The following is a 14,168-nucleotide window of genomic DNA, read 5'->3' on the forward strand; positions in this document are numbered from 1 at the left end:
GGCCGCTCAGGTCCCGGCGCGACGCAGCCGGTGCGCCATCTGCGACAGTTCACCTTCGCCGAAAATGCCGTCCAGCATGTGCAGCAATTCGCGCACCGCCGCGGACTTGCAGGAATAATAGATCATTTGCCGGTCGCGGCGGGTCTCGACAAGGTCGGAAGCCCTGAGCTTGGCCAGATGCTGTGACAGGGCGGATTGGCTGAGCGATACCTTCTCGGCTATGGCGCCGACCGACATCTCGCCCTCGGCCAGATAGCTCATGATCAACAAACGTTTTTCGTTGCCCATCAGCGTCAGAAACGCAGCCGCGGTTCCGGCGTTGGCGACTAGTTTGTTCGAGACCATAGATCCCCCATGCCTTCTTGCTCATCCGCCGCTATGGGGGCAATAGCGTCGGATTCCATAGACTTTCCCTATAGATGCACGCCAGCGATTCAGCGTCACTCGCAAAGGTAGAACATTTCGCTCAAATCTCAAGGCTTGCTTTCCACGCAAGCCGATTAACTGTGCGGCTGTGATTAATTTGCCGATCGGGCAGCCTTGGCCATGTCAACCAGGACAGGCCTGAGGTCGCGCGCCGCTCTCAGCGGCTCGGGGAAAAAGACCCGGCAGACATTGTCGCCCGATACGAGATCCATCCCGTCGGCGTCGAACCCGGTGACGATCCAGCCGTCACTCTCGGCCCCGCCGAAATGACTTGCGTAGAGGGCAATCGCATCGAGATGGTCGGCGTTGATGTGGTCGAGCGCCGATTGCTCGCCGGCGGCAAGCTCTTCGACGATCGCTCCCGTCACGACCAGATCGGTGCGGTCGAGCAGATAGGCCTTGCCGAAGCCGCCGTTCAGGCTGGCGCGCTCCGGTTCGAGCCGGAAAATCGAGAAGTCGCCGAGCCCGGCATAGAGTTTTGCCTTGGGGTTGCGGTTGAGGTAGCGCCGCTCGGCACGGGCGTGTTCGTTCGCTCCGCGTTCGAGCCGCACGGCGCGGCAGACGAGCGTCAATCGCGGATGCGCCAGCGGATCGCCCTTGCCGGGTTCGCCGACGAGCAACGAGCAGCGCGGGTCGGCAAGGATGGCGCCGGTATGGGTGGACAGCATCGATACCAGGATCAATGGCGTGCCGTCGATGTCTGTGGCGACGCCGACCCGGCTGGCCAGCGGCGAACCGGTTCCTGGTTCGAGCACTGCCAACGCGCCGAAACGGGCGCTGCGGATCAGCGTCTTTGCCAGCCTGATCGCCTCGGTATCGGTCGCGCGGATCACGTCTTTCCTGGGTTCGTCCAAGGCATCACCGTCGCATTTATTTCGGCGCCATGCGGATGGCGCCGTCGAGGCGAATGGTCTCGCCGTTGAGCATCTGGTTCTCGATGATGTGCAAGGCAAGTGCCGCGTATTCCGAAGGCTCGCCCAAACGGGAAGGGAAGGGCACAGCGGCGCCGAGCGAATCCTGCACCTCCTGCGGCATGCCGGCCATCATCGGCGTCCTGAAGATGCCGGGTGCGATGGTGCAGACGCGAATGCCGGAGCGGGCGAGATCGCGCGCCACCGGCAGCGTCATGCCGACGACGCCGGCCTTGGACGCGGAATAGGCGGCCTGGCCGATCTGGCCGTCATAGGCTGCGACCGACGCGGTGTTGACGATGACGCCGCGCTCGCCGCCCTGCAGCGGCTCGAGCCTGGCGGCGCGGTCGGCGACCAGGCGGATCATGTTGAAGGTGCCGATCAGATTGACCTCGATCACCTTGCGGTATTGATCGAGCGGATGCGGTCCGTCCTTGCCGATCGTCTTCATGCCGACAACGATGCCGGCGCAATTGACCAGGATGCGCGGTGCGCCGAGCGTCTCTGCCGCTTCCGCGACTGCGGCGGCACCGCTCTCGGCGTCGCTCACATCGCATCGGACGGCGATGCCGCCGATGTCAGCCGCCACCTTGGCCGCACGCTCGATACCGAGATCGAGAACGGCTACCCTGGCGCCGCCGGCGGCAAGAGCGCGCGCCGTCGCCTCGCCAAGGCCGGAGCCGCCACCGGTGACGATCGCAATCTGGCCGTTCGGGTTCATCTCGACGTCCTCCTCCGTGCCCAGACTATGCCGCCAAGCCACCGTGCGACAGCACCGGCACGGTCATGCCATCGCGGCGATGTGCGCGGCAATCCTTGCCTGGTCGGCGTGGCAAACCTCGCCCGCCAGCCTCGCCAACGCGCCCGGCACGATCTCGTGCGCCAAAAGCCGGTCGGGGTCGACCGGACGCGGCATCGAGATCTGCCCCCGCGGCAGCCTCCTGAAGCCGAGCGGGCCGTAGTAGGGTTCGTCGCCGACCAGCATCACCGCCGGCGCGCCGGCCTTGGCGGCGGCTTCCAGCGCGATTGCCACCAGCCGGCGGCCGATGCCGAAATTCTTGAAGGCCGGCCGCACAGCGAGCGGCCCGAGCATCAGCGCGCGGCCAGCGCCGGCGGCGATGCGCGTCATCCGTACCGAGGCGACGACGATTGTGCCATCGACGGCCACGAAGGACAAAGCCCGTTCATGCGGGCCACCTTGGCGGATCTTGTAGGCGGCGAGCACGAAACGACCTGGCCCGAAGGCCTCGTCATTGATGGCTTCGATTTCAGGATCGTGCGCCGGAGTTTCCGGCAGGTATTTCACGTCGGCCAGGTATTTCAAGTCGGCAAGGCTCATGGTCTTTGCGTTCCGGTATGCGAGGAAAGGTTTGCTGCAAGCGGCAGCGTTCGCCAGTCAGCGCTTCATCAAGCGCGGGCGCTCTTTCGTCGTCGGTCGAACCGGATCATGGCAAAGTCGAACATGCGGATGTCCGCTAGCACCAATTTTCAGCCGCCGCAATCGGCCCGCGCAGCCGACGCGCACTCGACGACGCAGCCGTTGACGATCTGTTCAGCATCGGGGATTTCCGCGGCGCCGCTTGGTGCCCTACATCGAGCAGGAACGCGAAAGGATATTGCATGGGATTGCTAGTCGAAGGCCAATGGCAGGACCGCTGGCACGATAGCGGGGAGAGCGGCGGCAGGTTCGTGCGGGCACAGTCGCAGTGGCGCGACTGGGTGACCCGCGACGGCACGCCGGTCGAAGGGCGAAAACGCGGCTTCAAGGCCGAGCCCGGCCGCTATCACCTCTATGTCTCGCTCGCCTGCCCGTGGGCGCATCGGACGCTGATCTTTCGCGTGCTCAAAAAACTCGAGGACGTGATTTCCGTCTCGGTCGTCCATCATTTCATGGGCGCCGACGGCTGGACGTTCCTGGCCGAGGACGGCGCCACCGGCGACACGCTCTACGGCCTCGATTTCCTGCACCAGATCTACACCAGGGCCGATCCCGGCTATTCGGGCCGGGTCACCGTTCCGGTGCTGTGGGACAAACGCGAGCAGACCATCGTTTCCAACGAATCCTCCGAGATCATCCGCATGCTCAATTCGGCCTTCGACGAATGGGGCGATGCCAGGCTCGATTTTTATCCGCAACCGTTGCGCGGCGAGATCGATGCGATCAATGCGCTGGTCTATCCCGCGGTCAACAATGGCGTCTACCGTGCCGGCTTCGCCACCACGCAGGCAGCCTACGAGGAGGCGTTCGGCGAATTGTTCTCGGCGCTCGACACGCTGGAGGACCGTCTGTCAAGGCAGCGCTATCTCGTCGGCGGCCGCATCACCGAGGCGGACTGGCGGCTGTTCACGACACTGGTCCGCTTCGACCCGGTCTATATCGGCCATTTCAAGTGCAATCTGCGCCGCATCGCCGACTATCCGAACCTGTCGAATTACCTGCGCGATCTCTACCAGGTGCCGGGCGTCGCCGGCACGGTGAATTTGCACCACATCAAGGCGCATTATTACGGCAGCCACGAGACCATCAACCCGACGCGCATCGTGCCGGTCGGGCCGGAGCTGGACTACGGCGCGCCGCATGACCGGGACAGGTTCAGGAAGGCGGCGTGAAATCAGCGATCTAGCGGAAGGTCTCGGAGTCCATCTTTGCCCTTCTAACGAGTTCAGCTTTCAATATGGTATTTCCAAATCGATTGGAGTAGCCGAGCGACGTTGCAAGGAACGCAACGATGCCGCTGATCATGACGATCACGACCGACATCTGGGGCGGGATTGCGCGTAACAATCCCGACGGCAGAAGCACAGCCATTCCCAAAATCATTACTATCAGGGTTGAGAAGCCGACCATTTTCCAGAATTCAGTGCGAGTAAAAAGCTGAGCATGTCGCTTTATAAAAACGAAATATGTCACGAATGCCGCAACTAATTGTATTGTGAATTGGATGAATATTCCAACTTTTGCTAACATGTATGGATCTATCCAAGAACTATTGTCGAAATTAACGCTATAACGGAAAATGATATCACATTAATTCCCGTGTAAAGTGATACATAGAGCGCGATTCTAAATCTATCGTTTTGGCAGTGTTGCATTTTTTCTCCTCATCGCTCAGCATTTATCTCTCTGAGAACAATGAATGCTGCCGGTCTATACCGACGCAGCCAAAGCTGTTGAAGAGATGATCTACCAGTAAGGCGATGCCGAATTCCCCCCAAAAACTTCGGCAATCCGCCGCAGCGTCGCCGGTGTCGTGCCCTGGGGCAAGCGGTCGAGCGGGAAGAAGCCGGCTTCGGCGATCTCGCGGTCGGGCAGCTTGGGCGCTGTCTGGTTGAACTCCTCGACCAGATAGAGGCCGACATGGTCGCGGCGGCTGGCGCGGCGGTTGAAATGCAGCGACTTCAGCACCGGCGGTCCGGTCAGCGCGATGTTGCCTTCCTCGAAGACTTCGCGTGTCAGCGCTTCGATCATCGTCTCGCCCAACTCGACGCCACCGCCCGGAAGGTGCCAGCCCGGGACATAGGTGTGGCGGATGAGGAAGACGGAATTGGAGCGGCGGTCGTGGATCAAGCCGCGCACGCCGAGCGTCATCGGCCGCCGCAGCACGAAGTACAGGTGAAACAGCCTTGCCCTGAAGCCCGGCCAGCCGGTCTGACGCAGGGCTTGCTCCGGATCCGGCGTCGTCATCGTCCGCGAAACCGTGAGTGGAAAGCCGCGCGCGCCTCGCTTATGAAGAAAAGATGTTCAGGCTCGCGCATATTTCCGATGTCCATCTGGGGCCGCTTCCCGATGTAACCTATCGCGATCTCGCCTCCAAGCGCGTGGTCGGTTACGTCAATTGGCAGCGCAACCGCCGCCGCTACATGCATGATGCAGTCATCGACACGATCGTCGCCGACATGAAGGCCAGCGGGCCGGACCATCTCACCATCACCGGTGACCTGGTCAATCTGGCGCTCGACGGTGAGCTCGAGATGGCCAAGCATTGGCTGGAGACGCTGGGCTCGCCCAATGACGTGTCGGTGGTGCCTGGAAACCATGACGCCTATGTGCCGGGCGCCTTCGACAAGACCTGCCGGTCGTGGGCGGCGTGGATGACCGGCGACGGCGTCAATACGCCGGTCGACCGCAACACCTTTCCCTATTTGCGCGTACGCGGCAATGTTGCGCTGGTCGGCGTCACGACGGCGCGCGCCACGGCTCCATTCATGGCCAACGGCTTCTTTCTGGAAGGCCAGGCGGAAAGGCTGCGCGGCATCCTCGACGCCACGAGCAAGCAGGGCCTGTTCCGGGTGATCATGATCCACCACCCGCCGGTGCGCGGCGCCGTTTCGCAGAACAAGCGGCTGTTCGGCATCTCGCGCTTCCACAAGGTTCTTCACCGGCACGGCGCCGAGCTTGTGCTGCACGGCCATTCGCATGTGCCGTCGCTGTTCTTCATCGGCGCCCGCAAGATCAAAATTCCGGTGGTCGGGGTCGCCGCCGCGGGGCAGGCGCCCGGCAGTTCGCATGCGCCGGCGCAATACAATCTGCTCGACATCGACGGTGAAAAGGACAATTGGCGGATCAGGCTGACGCGCCGCGGCCTGACCGGGCCGGCATTGCCGCCCAGCGACCTGCAGACAATGGAGCTTGGCGTGGGGGCCGAGGCCACGCTTGCCGGGGCGCGGTGAACTCAGATGGGAGCGTCTCGCCGGTCGTCAGCCGCACTCTGCGACGCCAAGTGACATCACTTGGCTGCAAATGCTTTAAAAGCTGATTTTCATCGCGACGATGCGGTCCCAGAACAGCACGAGCGAAATCGCCAGGCCGACCAGGGCGCCGGCGGCGATCAGGCCGAGGCCCGAGAAGAACGCCGACCAGCCGTTGCTGCGCGCAGGGACATGCAGCGGCGGCTCAGCCTCCGCCACCAGGGCGCGTTTCAGGCCGGCGACGGCCTGCTCGATGCCGCCTTCCATCATCCTCTGGCGTTCGACGACGCGCTCGGCGACATAGCGCGTCACCTGGTCGGCAACGACCTTCATGTCGGTCGATTCGGCGAGGACGACGCGGCCAATGCGCGTGTCCTTGAGAAAGCGGTAGGTGCGACGGTCGCGTCCCATGGCGACATGGCTGACGGCGTCGATCCACAGCCGTGGCTGCAGGCCGGACGAGACGGCGAAGTCGAAACTGTCCATGTCGGTGGGTACGTCGCCGAAAACCGACGCGAGTTCGGCGGCAAGCAGATCGAGCCGCATGCGATGCGCTTCGCGCATGTCGACGACGACGTCGTCGCGGTCGGCGAAGGCGTTCTTGACGTCGCGAATGGCATCGGACAGTTTTCGCGACTGATCGATCTGGGTGATGTTCTCGCCTGCGTCCTTCATCGGCGTTGCCTCGCGGGGTTTGGTTAACACCGAATTAACACAGCCGCCGGCAAATTGCACTTGCGAGATCGATGAGCGGGCAAGGGTTCGCTGGAGCAGCACCAGCGCCGCCGCCGTGCCTGCGCGAAGACCGATCAGCTCGCCGCAGCGGCGAATCCCGGACGAAGCCGCCTGCTGCGGCGTCGCATATTGCGACGGACGGCCTCGACGACCAGGCCGGGCGCCTCCGCGACCAGCATATGGCCGGCTTCCAGCACGTGGTGCAGATGAAAATGCTTCGGCAGGCTGTCCGCCTGGCTGACGGGCAGCATCGCGTCGTCGGTTCCCCAAACCACCATGATTGGCATATTCAGCGTTTCAAGCCGCTCGTTCGGGATGACGCCTTGCCGATCATCCCTGGTCATGGCGGCTGCGAGCTCGACAAGTGTACGCAACTGGCCGGGACGTTGGCGCATCTCGTTGACGAGTTCGACTCTATGCTGCGGCAGCCGGCTTTGCGGTCCCGACATGGCGGCAAGACAGGCGCGGATTTCATCCGTGCCGGCAGCGGCGGCGTAGCGACGCAGCAGCGGACCATTGATCTCAGGACCGAAACCGCCCGGCGCCAGCAGCGTCAGCGACGCCATTCTTTCGGGCTCGCTCAATGCCATCAGGGCGGCCACGGCGCCGCCCATCGAATGACCGACGAGATGAGCCCGCTTTATCCCGCGAGCGGAAAGATCGGCAAGGACGGCACTGGCTGCAATCCTGGCCGGACCGCCGCCCGGAAAATCGAGCGACAGCCCATGTCCCGGCAGATCATAGGCCAGGGTCCGCGCGCCGGGCGCCAGAGACTCGGCCACATCGCGCCAGTCGTCGTGGCAGCCACCGAAACCATGCAGGAAGGCAATCGTTGTCGGGCCGGTGCCCCGTTCGGCGGCGTAAAGGGAAGGGATCATGCAAACTTTATGGCTTGGTGCCGGAATCAATCAGGATGCCGGGGCGGTCTTATGCGGGGATCAGTCTTTTGCGGGGGTCAGACTTATGTGGAGATCAGCCTATGCGGGATCAGACCTATGGGGCATCAGATTGGCCGGTTCAAATTGTGTCTGAATTGCGCTTTGGCCGTCCGGATGGCCAGTAAAATCTTCGCGATCACCTGACGTCGTGCACGCGCCGGGAGACGTCAGCTGGCGCCGCCAAGCCCGGCGGCACGCAGGGCCTCCACCAGCCGGTTGGTCAGATCGGCGGGATATCTTCGCTCGACGAAGGTTGTGCGCGGATCGGCTGCGAATTTCGGAAATTTGGTGGTCAGTTCCTGCAGCAGCCTGCTCGCCAGCTTCTCGCGGCCGGCAGCCTTGGCGCCGATCAGCCGCGCCGCCAGATAATGCGATTTCATTTCAGTCGTTCGCAAGCCGTCGCTGGCAAGCGTGGCCCTGTTCATGTCGCCCATCATGAACTCTCCGGCGAACAGCCCGTAATCCCACCATGTCGGATGGGCGCTGGCGATGTCCACCGCGTGAGCAAGGATCGGGGCGCCCTCGCTGTACTTGCCGGCGAAAACCAGCCCGTAGCCGTAGGCGGCGGCCATTGCGAGATCGTAGGGATTGAGCTCATAGGCCTTGCGCATCCAGCGGATCGATTCCGCGGAATTGCCCATGCGCGAATTGAGGTAACCAAGGGCGCGGTGCGCGTAGGGGCTGGTCGGGCCCATCTGGATGGCGCGATGGGCAAACGTCATGGCTTTGTCGATCGTCGCGTCGGCGGGGTAGGGATAGTGGTCGGTGACCGCTTCGAGATGCAAGGACGCGAGTTCCGAATAGACGAGCGACGACTTCGCCTCCCGGTTGGCAAGATCTTCGAGGCAGCGGTAGGCGGCTTCATGCGTCTGGGCATTCTGGTCGAGATAATATTTGCCGTTGAGCACCAGACACGCCGTCAGCCCGGTCTGGATGCCGCTCTGCTCGATGTAGTTGTAGATCGTGCCCGAGGCGGGAAGAGCCGAGGTCAAAATGCCGGAGATCTGGTCCTCGATGGCGGTGTTCGCGCTGTCGCTGGCGGTCAGGTTGCGTGAGAGCAGCACGCGGCCGGTCGCCACGCTTTGCAGCTCGAGCATGATGTCGCCGCTACGCGGCCCGGGCAGGACATCGAATACGAAGCTGGCGGCGTCGGTTACTGGATCGGGCGGGCTGTCGGCATCACGGCCGATGAAATTGATGGTATCGAAGCCGCTGAGGCCGGCGCGCAGCGATGCGGCGACACGGCGAGCCAGGTCGCTGTCGGCCTTGACGGCGATGTAGACCCGGGGGAGGTTTTCGACGGGAGGCGCTGCAATGCTGCCGGTCGCCACCGCGGTCTCGACCGCCGTGTCGCCGCCGGTCAGCAACACCACGCTACCCTGGCGAAGGATCAGCACACCCAGCATGAGAATGACCAGCGCGATCGCCAGCCAGAAGAACTGCAAATGCCGCTGCAGCGAAGGTGCAGCAGGGGCGACGGCTGGAACGCTCAGCAATGCAGCCGGATGTGCCCGGTTGCGGGCATCTTCCGGCGATCCGGGCGGGGCGTTTGTCGCCTCCTCTGTCGCCGGCTGCGGCTTGCTCTCTGCCTCAGCCTCTGCCGGCAAGCGAATGGCGTTGAGTTCGTACGACGGAACATAGCCGCCACGCGGAATGGCGATGCGGACCGGTTCGGCAACGCCCTCATTGGCGAAATACTGCTGCAGAAGCTCGCGCAGCCTGCCGGCCTGCACCCGCACCACCGCATCGGTCGACGGGTCGAAATCGCCGTCCTTGCCGAAGACGTCCATCGCGATGGAGAAGCCCTTGAGCCTGTCGGCTTCGCCTGCCTGCTCGCGCTCGACCAGGTAGCGGAGCAGCTTGCGCGCGCGCTCGGATCGTCCGAACGTTTCGCTGGCAAGCAATCGCTCCAGCGTTTCGCGCACTGCGGGGGCGGCAGGCGTGGTATGCTGCAAGTGTCGATCCCTTCGAATTCGGCACAGGTTGAGGTACAATCATATCGCGCTGGCGCCGCCATACAAGCATCTGCTTATGGTGCGATAGCGTAACCACCGGATAAAATTTCCGGTGGGCTGATGGCGCGAGCCTGGCAGTCCCGGCTAGCCGCCCTTTCGGCCGACGATGCGGTTGGCCGCCGAAACCACGGCTTCGAGCGAGGCGGCGACGATGTTGGTGTTGATGCCGGCGCCGAACAGCTTGCCGCCCGGATGTTCCATCTCGACATAGGAAATGGCCGAGGCATTCGAGCCGCGCTGCATGGAATGCTCGGAATAATCGAGCACCGACATCGGCACCCCGACATGGCGCGACAGCGCATCGACGAAGCCGTCGATCGGGCCGGTGCCGGTGCCTGATATGGTCACCTCCTTGCCCCTGTCGAGGATCACGGCTTCAACCACGCGCCGGCCCTTGACCTCGGTGTCGGGGTAGGTGTGGTGGTCGAGGAACTTCAGCCGCGCGCCGGGCTGGTCGACATAGGTGTCGAGGAAGCGCTCGTAGATGCGCCTGGCCGGCACCTCCTTGCCTTCGGCGTCGGTGATCGCCTGGATGGCCTGGCTGAACTCGATCTGCAGGTTGCGCGGCAGGTTGAGGCCGTAATCCGCATGCAGCACATAGGCGATGCCGCCCTTGCCGGACTGCGAGTTGATGCGGATGATGGCTTCATAGCTGCGGCCGACATCGGCCGGGTCGATCGGCAGATAGGGCACCTCCCAATGCGGCGTGTTGGCCTTGCGCAGCGCCTTCATGCCCTTGTTGATAGCGTCCTGGTGCGAGCCGGAAAAGGCGGTGTAGACGAGCTCGCCGACATAGGGATGGCGCTCGGGGATCTTCAGCTGGTTGGAGTATTCGTAGACGTCCTTCATGCGGTTGATGTCGGAGCAGTCGAGCCCGGGATCGACGCCTTGCGTGTACATGTTGAGCGCCAGCGTCACGATGTCGACATTGCCGGTGCGCTCGCCGTTGCCGAACAGCGTGCCTTCGACGCGGTCGGCGCCCGCCATCAGGCCGAGTTCGGTGGTGGCGATGCCGGTGCCGCGGTCATTGTGCGGATGCAGCGAGATCAACAGGTTCTCGCGGTTGTCGAGATTGCGGCACATCCATTCGATGCGGTCGGCGTAGATGTTGGGCGTCGACATCTCGACCGTGGAGGGCAGGTTGATGATCAGCTTGTTCTCCGCCGTCGGCTTGACGATCTCGGTGACGGCGTTGCAGATCTCCAGCGCCACTTCGAGCTCGGTGCCGGTAAAGCTCTCCGGCGAATATTCGAAACGGTAGCCGCCGCCGGCCTTGGCCGCCATGTCGGTGATCATCTTGGCCGCGTCGGTGGCGATGCGCTTGATGCCGGCGACGTCCTTCTCGAAGACGACGCGGCGCTGCAGCTCGCTGGTCGAGTTATAGAAATGGACGATCGGATTGGTGGCGCCCTTCAGCGCCTCGAAAGTGCGGGTGATCAGTTCGGGCCGGCACTGCACCAGCACCTGCAGCGAGACGTCGGCGGGCACGTTGCCTTGTTCGATGCACCAGCGGGCGAAATCGAAGTCGGTCTGCGAGGCCGACGGGAAGCCGATCTCGATCTCCTTGAAGCCCATGTCGAGCAGCAGGGCGAACATGCGCGCCTTGCGTTCCTGGCCCATCGGATCGATCAGCGCCTGGTTGCCGTCGCGCAGGTCGACCGAGCACCAGATCGGCGCCTTGTCGATCACTTTCGAAGGCCAGGTGCGATCGGCAAGACCGACGGTCGGATAGGGCTGGTACTTGCGGGCAGCGTCCGGCATGCCCCTCGCGGGCTTGGCGGTTTCCTCTACATTCAGACGGATATCTTCTCGTGCGTTCATCGTCTTTTCTCCCGGCGGCTCGCGGATCCAGCTTCAGGCGGATTGGTGGCGAGCGGCGCCTTTACCAGAATTTCGTTCGCTTGATGTGACGTGCCAATTTTGTGACTGGCCAAGGAGCGTGCGCGTGAGCGGCGAATTCGACCGCCGGGCGCTCCTTCAGCGAACCCGGCGATCGCCGATAAGGCCGAGAAGCAGCAGGGTGGAGGCAAACGCGCGGACGGTCTGGCCGGCAATGCCGGTCGGACGAGACGCAAAAGAGGTGGCGCGCGGGCTCATGCGGTTTTCATACAGGAGCGGGCAAAGCGAGGCAAGTGGGGGCATGGGAGATGGGTGAAGCTGCTTATTCCAGCCTCGCAAGACCTGGGTTCCTCGCCGTCGCGAAACGGGGGAGAGGAACCCAAGCTGCAATGAAGGCGCGGCGCCGACATGAAGCGATTTTTCCTGATTATAGCAACTTTGTTCTTGCTTTGTGCCGGCAGCTATGCTAGTAATTTGGGTATGGTGCTGACTGGCGCCGAGGACCCGCTGTCGTGGCGGGTTTTTTATTTCACGGTTTTGGCGTCACCTTTCGCGGACCCAGCCGCTCACCTGATCCAGTTGCTCTTCCCCGAGCCCGGCAAATGCGCCAGAGTCGATTGTCGGCGGGGGTGTAATGGCTCGCCGCCGGGAGGGATCGTCCATGAACTTCGTGTTCTTCTCGCCGCATTTTCCAGCCAATGGCGCCGATTTCTGCGACCGGCTGAAGAAGGCCGGCGCCACCGTGCTCGGCATTGGCGACGCGCCGTTCGATGCGCTGGACGGCAAATTGAAGGCAGCCCTTTCGGAATATTACCGCATCGACGACATGGAGGAGTACGAGCCGGTGTTCCGGGCGATCGGCCATTTCATCCACAAATGGGGCCGCGTCGACCGGTTCGAATCGCTCAACGAGCATTGGCTGGAGCTGGAAGCCAATATCCGCACCGACTTCAACATCTTCGGCACCAAGCTCGACTTCGTGAAGAATTTGAAACGCAAGAGCCGCATGCGGGCGTTCTTCCGCAAGAGCGGCGTCGAAACCATCCCGCAACGCAAGTGCTCCGACCGCGCCGGCGCCATGACCTTCATCCGCCGTGTCGGCTATCCCGTGGTGGTGAAGCCGGATTCGGGCTCTGGCGCCTCGAACACTTTCAAAATCTCCAACGCCGGCGAACTCGACAGCTTCTTCAGGGACAAGCCGGAAGGCGTCAGCTTCGTCATGGAGCAATTCATCGAAGGGCTGGTGGTGACCTATGACGGGCTGGTCAACCGCGACGGCGAGGTGGTGCTGGCCGCCAGCCACCGCTACGACCAGAGCGTCATGGAGGTGGTCAACCGCGACCGCCATATGAGCTATGTCTGTTTTCCCGAGATCAGCCGGGCGGTCGAGGAGGCCGGCAGGAAAATCCTCAAGGCGTTCGACGTGCGCGAGCGCTTCTTCCACATCGAGCTGTTCGAAACCAGGGACGACAGGGTCATCGCGCTGGAGGTCAACATGCGGCCGCCTGGCGCCTGGATGACCGATGCCATCAATTACACCTTCGATATCGATGTTTATGCCGCATGGGCCGACATGGTGGTCAAGGACGCCGCCGGCGGCCCTTACAGGGGCAAGTATTTCACCGCCTATGCCAGCCGCAAGCGGCACCTCAACTATGTGCACAGCCATGCCGACGTGCTGGCCGCCCATGGCGGCATGATCGTCCATCATCACGCCATCGAGGAGGTTTTCAGCCGCGCCATGGGAAACTACGCCTATCAGCTGCGCTCCACCGACCCGAAGGCGCTGCGCCGGGCGGTCGACTACATCCATGCGGAAAAGGCGTGAGGCGATGGACGTTTCCTACCACAAGGGTTTTGGCCGCAACCTCGGCCGCGACATGGAATACAAGCGCTACGGCCATGCCGGCCGACCCGTGGTTGTGTTCCCGACTTCGCAAGGGCGGTTCTACCAGTTCGAGGATTCCGGCGCCGTCTCGGCTCTCGCCGAGTTCGTCGACACCGGTCGCATCCAGTTGTTCACGCTGGACGGCATCGATGCGGAATCCTTCTTCGACCGCCATGCCGAGCCGGCCCATCGCATCGCCCGGCATGAAGCGTATTTCCGCTATGTGCGCGAGGAGGCGCTGCCGGAACTCCTGTCTGTCGCAGCCGAGGCCAATGGCGGGCGTACGCTGAAGCCGCTGTTTTGCGGCTGCTCGATGGGCGGCTACCATTCGTCGAATTTCGTCTTCCGCTTTCCGGAACTGGCCAGCGGCGTCATCGCGCTGTCGGGGGTTTACTCGACCCACGATTTCTTCGGCAATGCGCTCGACGGACAGATTTTCTTCAACTCGCCGCTCGACTACCTGCCGGGTATCGTCGATCCGGGGCTGCTTGGCAGGCTGAAGGCGCTGCGGCTGATCTTCTGCTGCGGGCAGGGTGCCTGGGAGGAACGGATGCTGGCCGATACGCAGGCGCTGGAACAGATCCTGCGTGACAAGTCGATTCCGGCCTGGGTCGACTACTGGGGCGGCGATGCCGCCCATGACTGGCCGTGGTGGCACAAGCAACTGGTCTATTTCTTCGCTCGCTGGCTGGACGACGACCTGATGCACCGGCTGGATTAGGCCACC

14 protein-coding genes are annotated in these 14,168 nt (G+C 63.0%); 5 read left to right on the top strand and 9 right to left on the bottom strand.

The genetic code is table 11. The features are described 5' to 3' along the window. Positions 1 to 6: 6 nt before the first annotated feature. The 4 genes from NKH04_RS10780 to NKH04_RS10795 all read right to left on the bottom strand — a co-directional run bounded on the left by NKH04_RS10780 (position 7) and on the right by NKH04_RS10795 (position 2,676). The gene (locus NKH04_RS10780) at positions 7 to 345 is read right to left on the bottom strand and encodes an ArsR/SmtB family transcription factor (RefSeq protein WP_023679553.1); all 339 of its coding nucleotides are present in this window, start codon (positions 343 to 345) and stop codon (positions 7 to 9) included. A gap of 173 nt (positions 346 to 518) precedes the next feature. Beyond that, positions 519 to 1,280, bottom strand: coding sequence for a HugZ family pyridoxamine 5'-phosphate oxidase (locus NKH04_RS10785; protein WP_352822358.1), 762 nt, complete (start codon positions 1,278 to 1,280; stop codon positions 519 to 521). Between the two features lie 16 nt (positions 1,281 to 1,296). Further along, positions 1,297 to 2,058, bottom strand: coding sequence for a 3-hydroxyacyl-CoA dehydrogenase (locus tag NKH04_RS10790; protein ID WP_352822361.1), 762 nt, complete (start codon positions 2,056 to 2,058; stop codon positions 1,297 to 1,299). 63 nt (positions 2,059 to 2,121) lie between these two features. Further along, positions 2,122 to 2,676 carry a GNAT family N-acetyltransferase gene (locus tag NKH04_RS10795; protein ID WP_352815212.1) on the bottom strand — a complete coding sequence of 185 codons (555 nt, stop codon included), beginning with the start codon at positions 2,674 to 2,676 and terminating at the stop codon, positions 2,122 to 2,124. 281 nt (positions 2,677 to 2,957) lie between these two features. Between NKH04_RS10795 and NKH04_RS10800 the strand changes: the two genes are divergently transcribed. Both NKH04_RS10800 and NKH04_RS10805 read left to right on the top strand, forming a co-directional pair. Then, positions 2,958 to 3,947, top strand: coding sequence for a glutathione S-transferase family protein (locus NKH04_RS10800; RefSeq protein WP_352822365.1), 990 nt, complete (start codon positions 2,958 to 2,960; stop codon positions 3,945 to 3,947). Between the two features lie 119 nt (positions 3,948 to 4,066). Then, complete coding sequence (locus NKH04_RS10805; protein ID WP_353044341.1) at positions 4,067 to 4,216, top strand: hypothetical protein; 150 nt, start codon at positions 4,067 to 4,069, stop codon at positions 4,214 to 4,216. Between the two features lie 305 nt (positions 4,217 to 4,521). Here NKH04_RS10805 and NKH04_RS10810 read toward each other — a convergent pair whose 3' ends face one another. Next, positions 4,522 to 5,022 carry an NUDIX domain-containing protein gene (locus NKH04_RS10810; RefSeq protein WP_352918130.1) on the bottom strand — a complete coding sequence of 167 codons (501 nt, stop codon included), beginning with the start codon at positions 5,020 to 5,022 and terminating at the stop codon, positions 4,522 to 4,524. 53 nt (positions 5,023 to 5,075) lie between these two features. Here NKH04_RS10810 and NKH04_RS10815 point away from each other — a divergent pair, with 53 nt between their 5' ends. Next, positions 5,076 to 6,008: a metallophosphoesterase family protein gene (locus NKH04_RS10815; RefSeq protein WP_352918128.1), complete on the top strand. Its 933-nt coding sequence runs from the start codon at positions 5,076 to 5,078 to the stop codon at positions 6,006 to 6,008. A 75-nt stretch (positions 6,009 to 6,083) separates the two neighbouring features. Here the strand turns inward: NKH04_RS10815 and NKH04_RS10820 are convergent, their stop codons facing one another. From NKH04_RS10820 to leuA, 4 genes are all read right to left on the bottom strand, one after another. Further along, positions 6,084 to 6,701, bottom strand: coding sequence for a hypothetical protein (locus NKH04_RS10820; protein ID WP_352918127.1), 618 nt, complete (start codon positions 6,699 to 6,701; stop codon positions 6,084 to 6,086). A gap of 134 nt (positions 6,702 to 6,835) precedes the next feature. Then, positions 6,836 to 7,639: an alpha/beta fold hydrolase gene (locus NKH04_RS10825; RefSeq protein WP_352918125.1), complete on the bottom strand. Its 804-nt coding sequence runs from the start codon at positions 7,637 to 7,639 to the stop codon at positions 6,836 to 6,838. A 227-nt stretch (positions 7,640 to 7,866) separates the two neighbouring features. After that, complete coding sequence (locus tag NKH04_RS10830; RefSeq protein ID WP_352918123.1) at positions 7,867 to 9,654, bottom strand: tetratricopeptide repeat protein; 1,788 nt, start codon at positions 9,652 to 9,654, stop codon at positions 7,867 to 7,869. Positions 9,655 to 9,798: 144 nt separating this feature from the next. Next, a complete protein-coding gene (gene leuA, locus NKH04_RS10835; protein WP_352918121.1) occupies positions 9,799 to 11,535 on the bottom strand; it encodes a 2-isopropylmalate synthase in 1,737 nt (578 codons plus the stop codon). Positions 11,536 to 12,214: 679 nt separating this feature from the next. Here leuA and NKH04_RS10840 point away from each other — a divergent pair. After that, positions 12,215 to 13,381: an ATP-grasp domain-containing protein gene (locus tag NKH04_RS10840; RefSeq protein ID WP_023679540.1), complete on the top strand. Its 1,167-nt coding sequence runs from the start codon at positions 12,215 to 12,217 to the stop codon at positions 13,379 to 13,381. A gap of 4 nt (positions 13,382 to 13,385) precedes the next feature. Next, on the top strand, positions 13,386 to 14,162 hold the full coding sequence (locus NKH04_RS10845) for an esterase family protein (RefSeq protein WP_352770870.1): 777 nt from the start codon (positions 13,386 to 13,388) through the stop codon (positions 14,160 to 14,162). Positions 14,163 to 14,168: the final 6 nt, after the last annotated feature.

Origin of the sequence: Mesorhizobium sp. M1365, from assembly GCF_040317865.1 — a bacterium.
GTDB lineage: Bacteria > Pseudomonadota > Alphaproteobacteria > Rhizobiales > Rhizobiaceae > Mesorhizobium.

What these genes read in the sequence shown, in the direction of transcription:
- NKH04_RS10780 (WP_023679553.1), bottom strand. Translation starts at nt 345, where the DNA reads ATGGTCTCGAACAAACTAGTCGCCAACGCCGGAACCGCGGCTGCGTTT.
- NKH04_RS10790 (WP_352822361.1), bottom strand. Translation starts at nt 2,058, where the DNA reads ATGAACCCGAACGGCCAGATTGCGATCGTCACCGGTGGCGGCTCCGGC.
- NKH04_RS10795 (WP_352815212.1), bottom strand. Translation starts at nt 2,676, where the DNA reads ATGAGCCTTGCCGACTTGAAATACCTGGCCGACGTGAAATACCTGCCG.
- NKH04_RS10800 (WP_352822365.1), top strand. Translation starts at nt 2,958, where the DNA reads ATGGGATTGCTAGTCGAAGGCCAATGGCAGGACCGCTGGCACGATAGC.
- NKH04_RS10805 (WP_353044341.1), top strand. Translation starts at nt 4,067, where the DNA reads ATGCCGCTGATCATGACGATCACGACCGACATCTGGGGCGGGATTGCG.
- NKH04_RS10810 (WP_352918130.1), bottom strand. Translation starts at nt 5,022, where the DNA reads ATGACGACGCCGGATCCGGAGCAAGCCCTGCGTCAGACCGGCTGGCCG.
- NKH04_RS10815 (WP_352918128.1), top strand. Translation starts at nt 5,076, where the DNA reads ATGTTCAGGCTCGCGCATATTTCCGATGTCCATCTGGGGCCGCTTCCC.
- NKH04_RS10820 (WP_352918127.1), bottom strand. Translation starts at nt 6,701, where the DNA reads ATGAAGGACGCAGGCGAGAACATCACCCAGATCGATCAGTCGCGAAAA.
- NKH04_RS10825 (WP_352918125.1), bottom strand. Translation starts at nt 7,639, where the DNA reads ATGATCCCTTCCCTTTACGCCGCCGAACGGGGCACCGGCCCGACAACG.
- leuA (WP_352918121.1), bottom strand. Translation starts at nt 11,535, where the DNA reads ATGAACGCACGAGAAGATATCCGTCTGAATGTAGAGGAAACCGCCAAG.
- NKH04_RS10840 (WP_023679540.1), top strand. Translation starts at nt 12,215, where the DNA reads ATGAACTTCGTGTTCTTCTCGCCGCATTTTCCAGCCAATGGCGCCGAT.
- NKH04_RS10845 (WP_352770870.1), top strand. Translation starts at nt 13,386, where the DNA reads ATGGACGTTTCCTACCACAAGGGTTTTGGCCGCAACCTCGGCCGCGAC.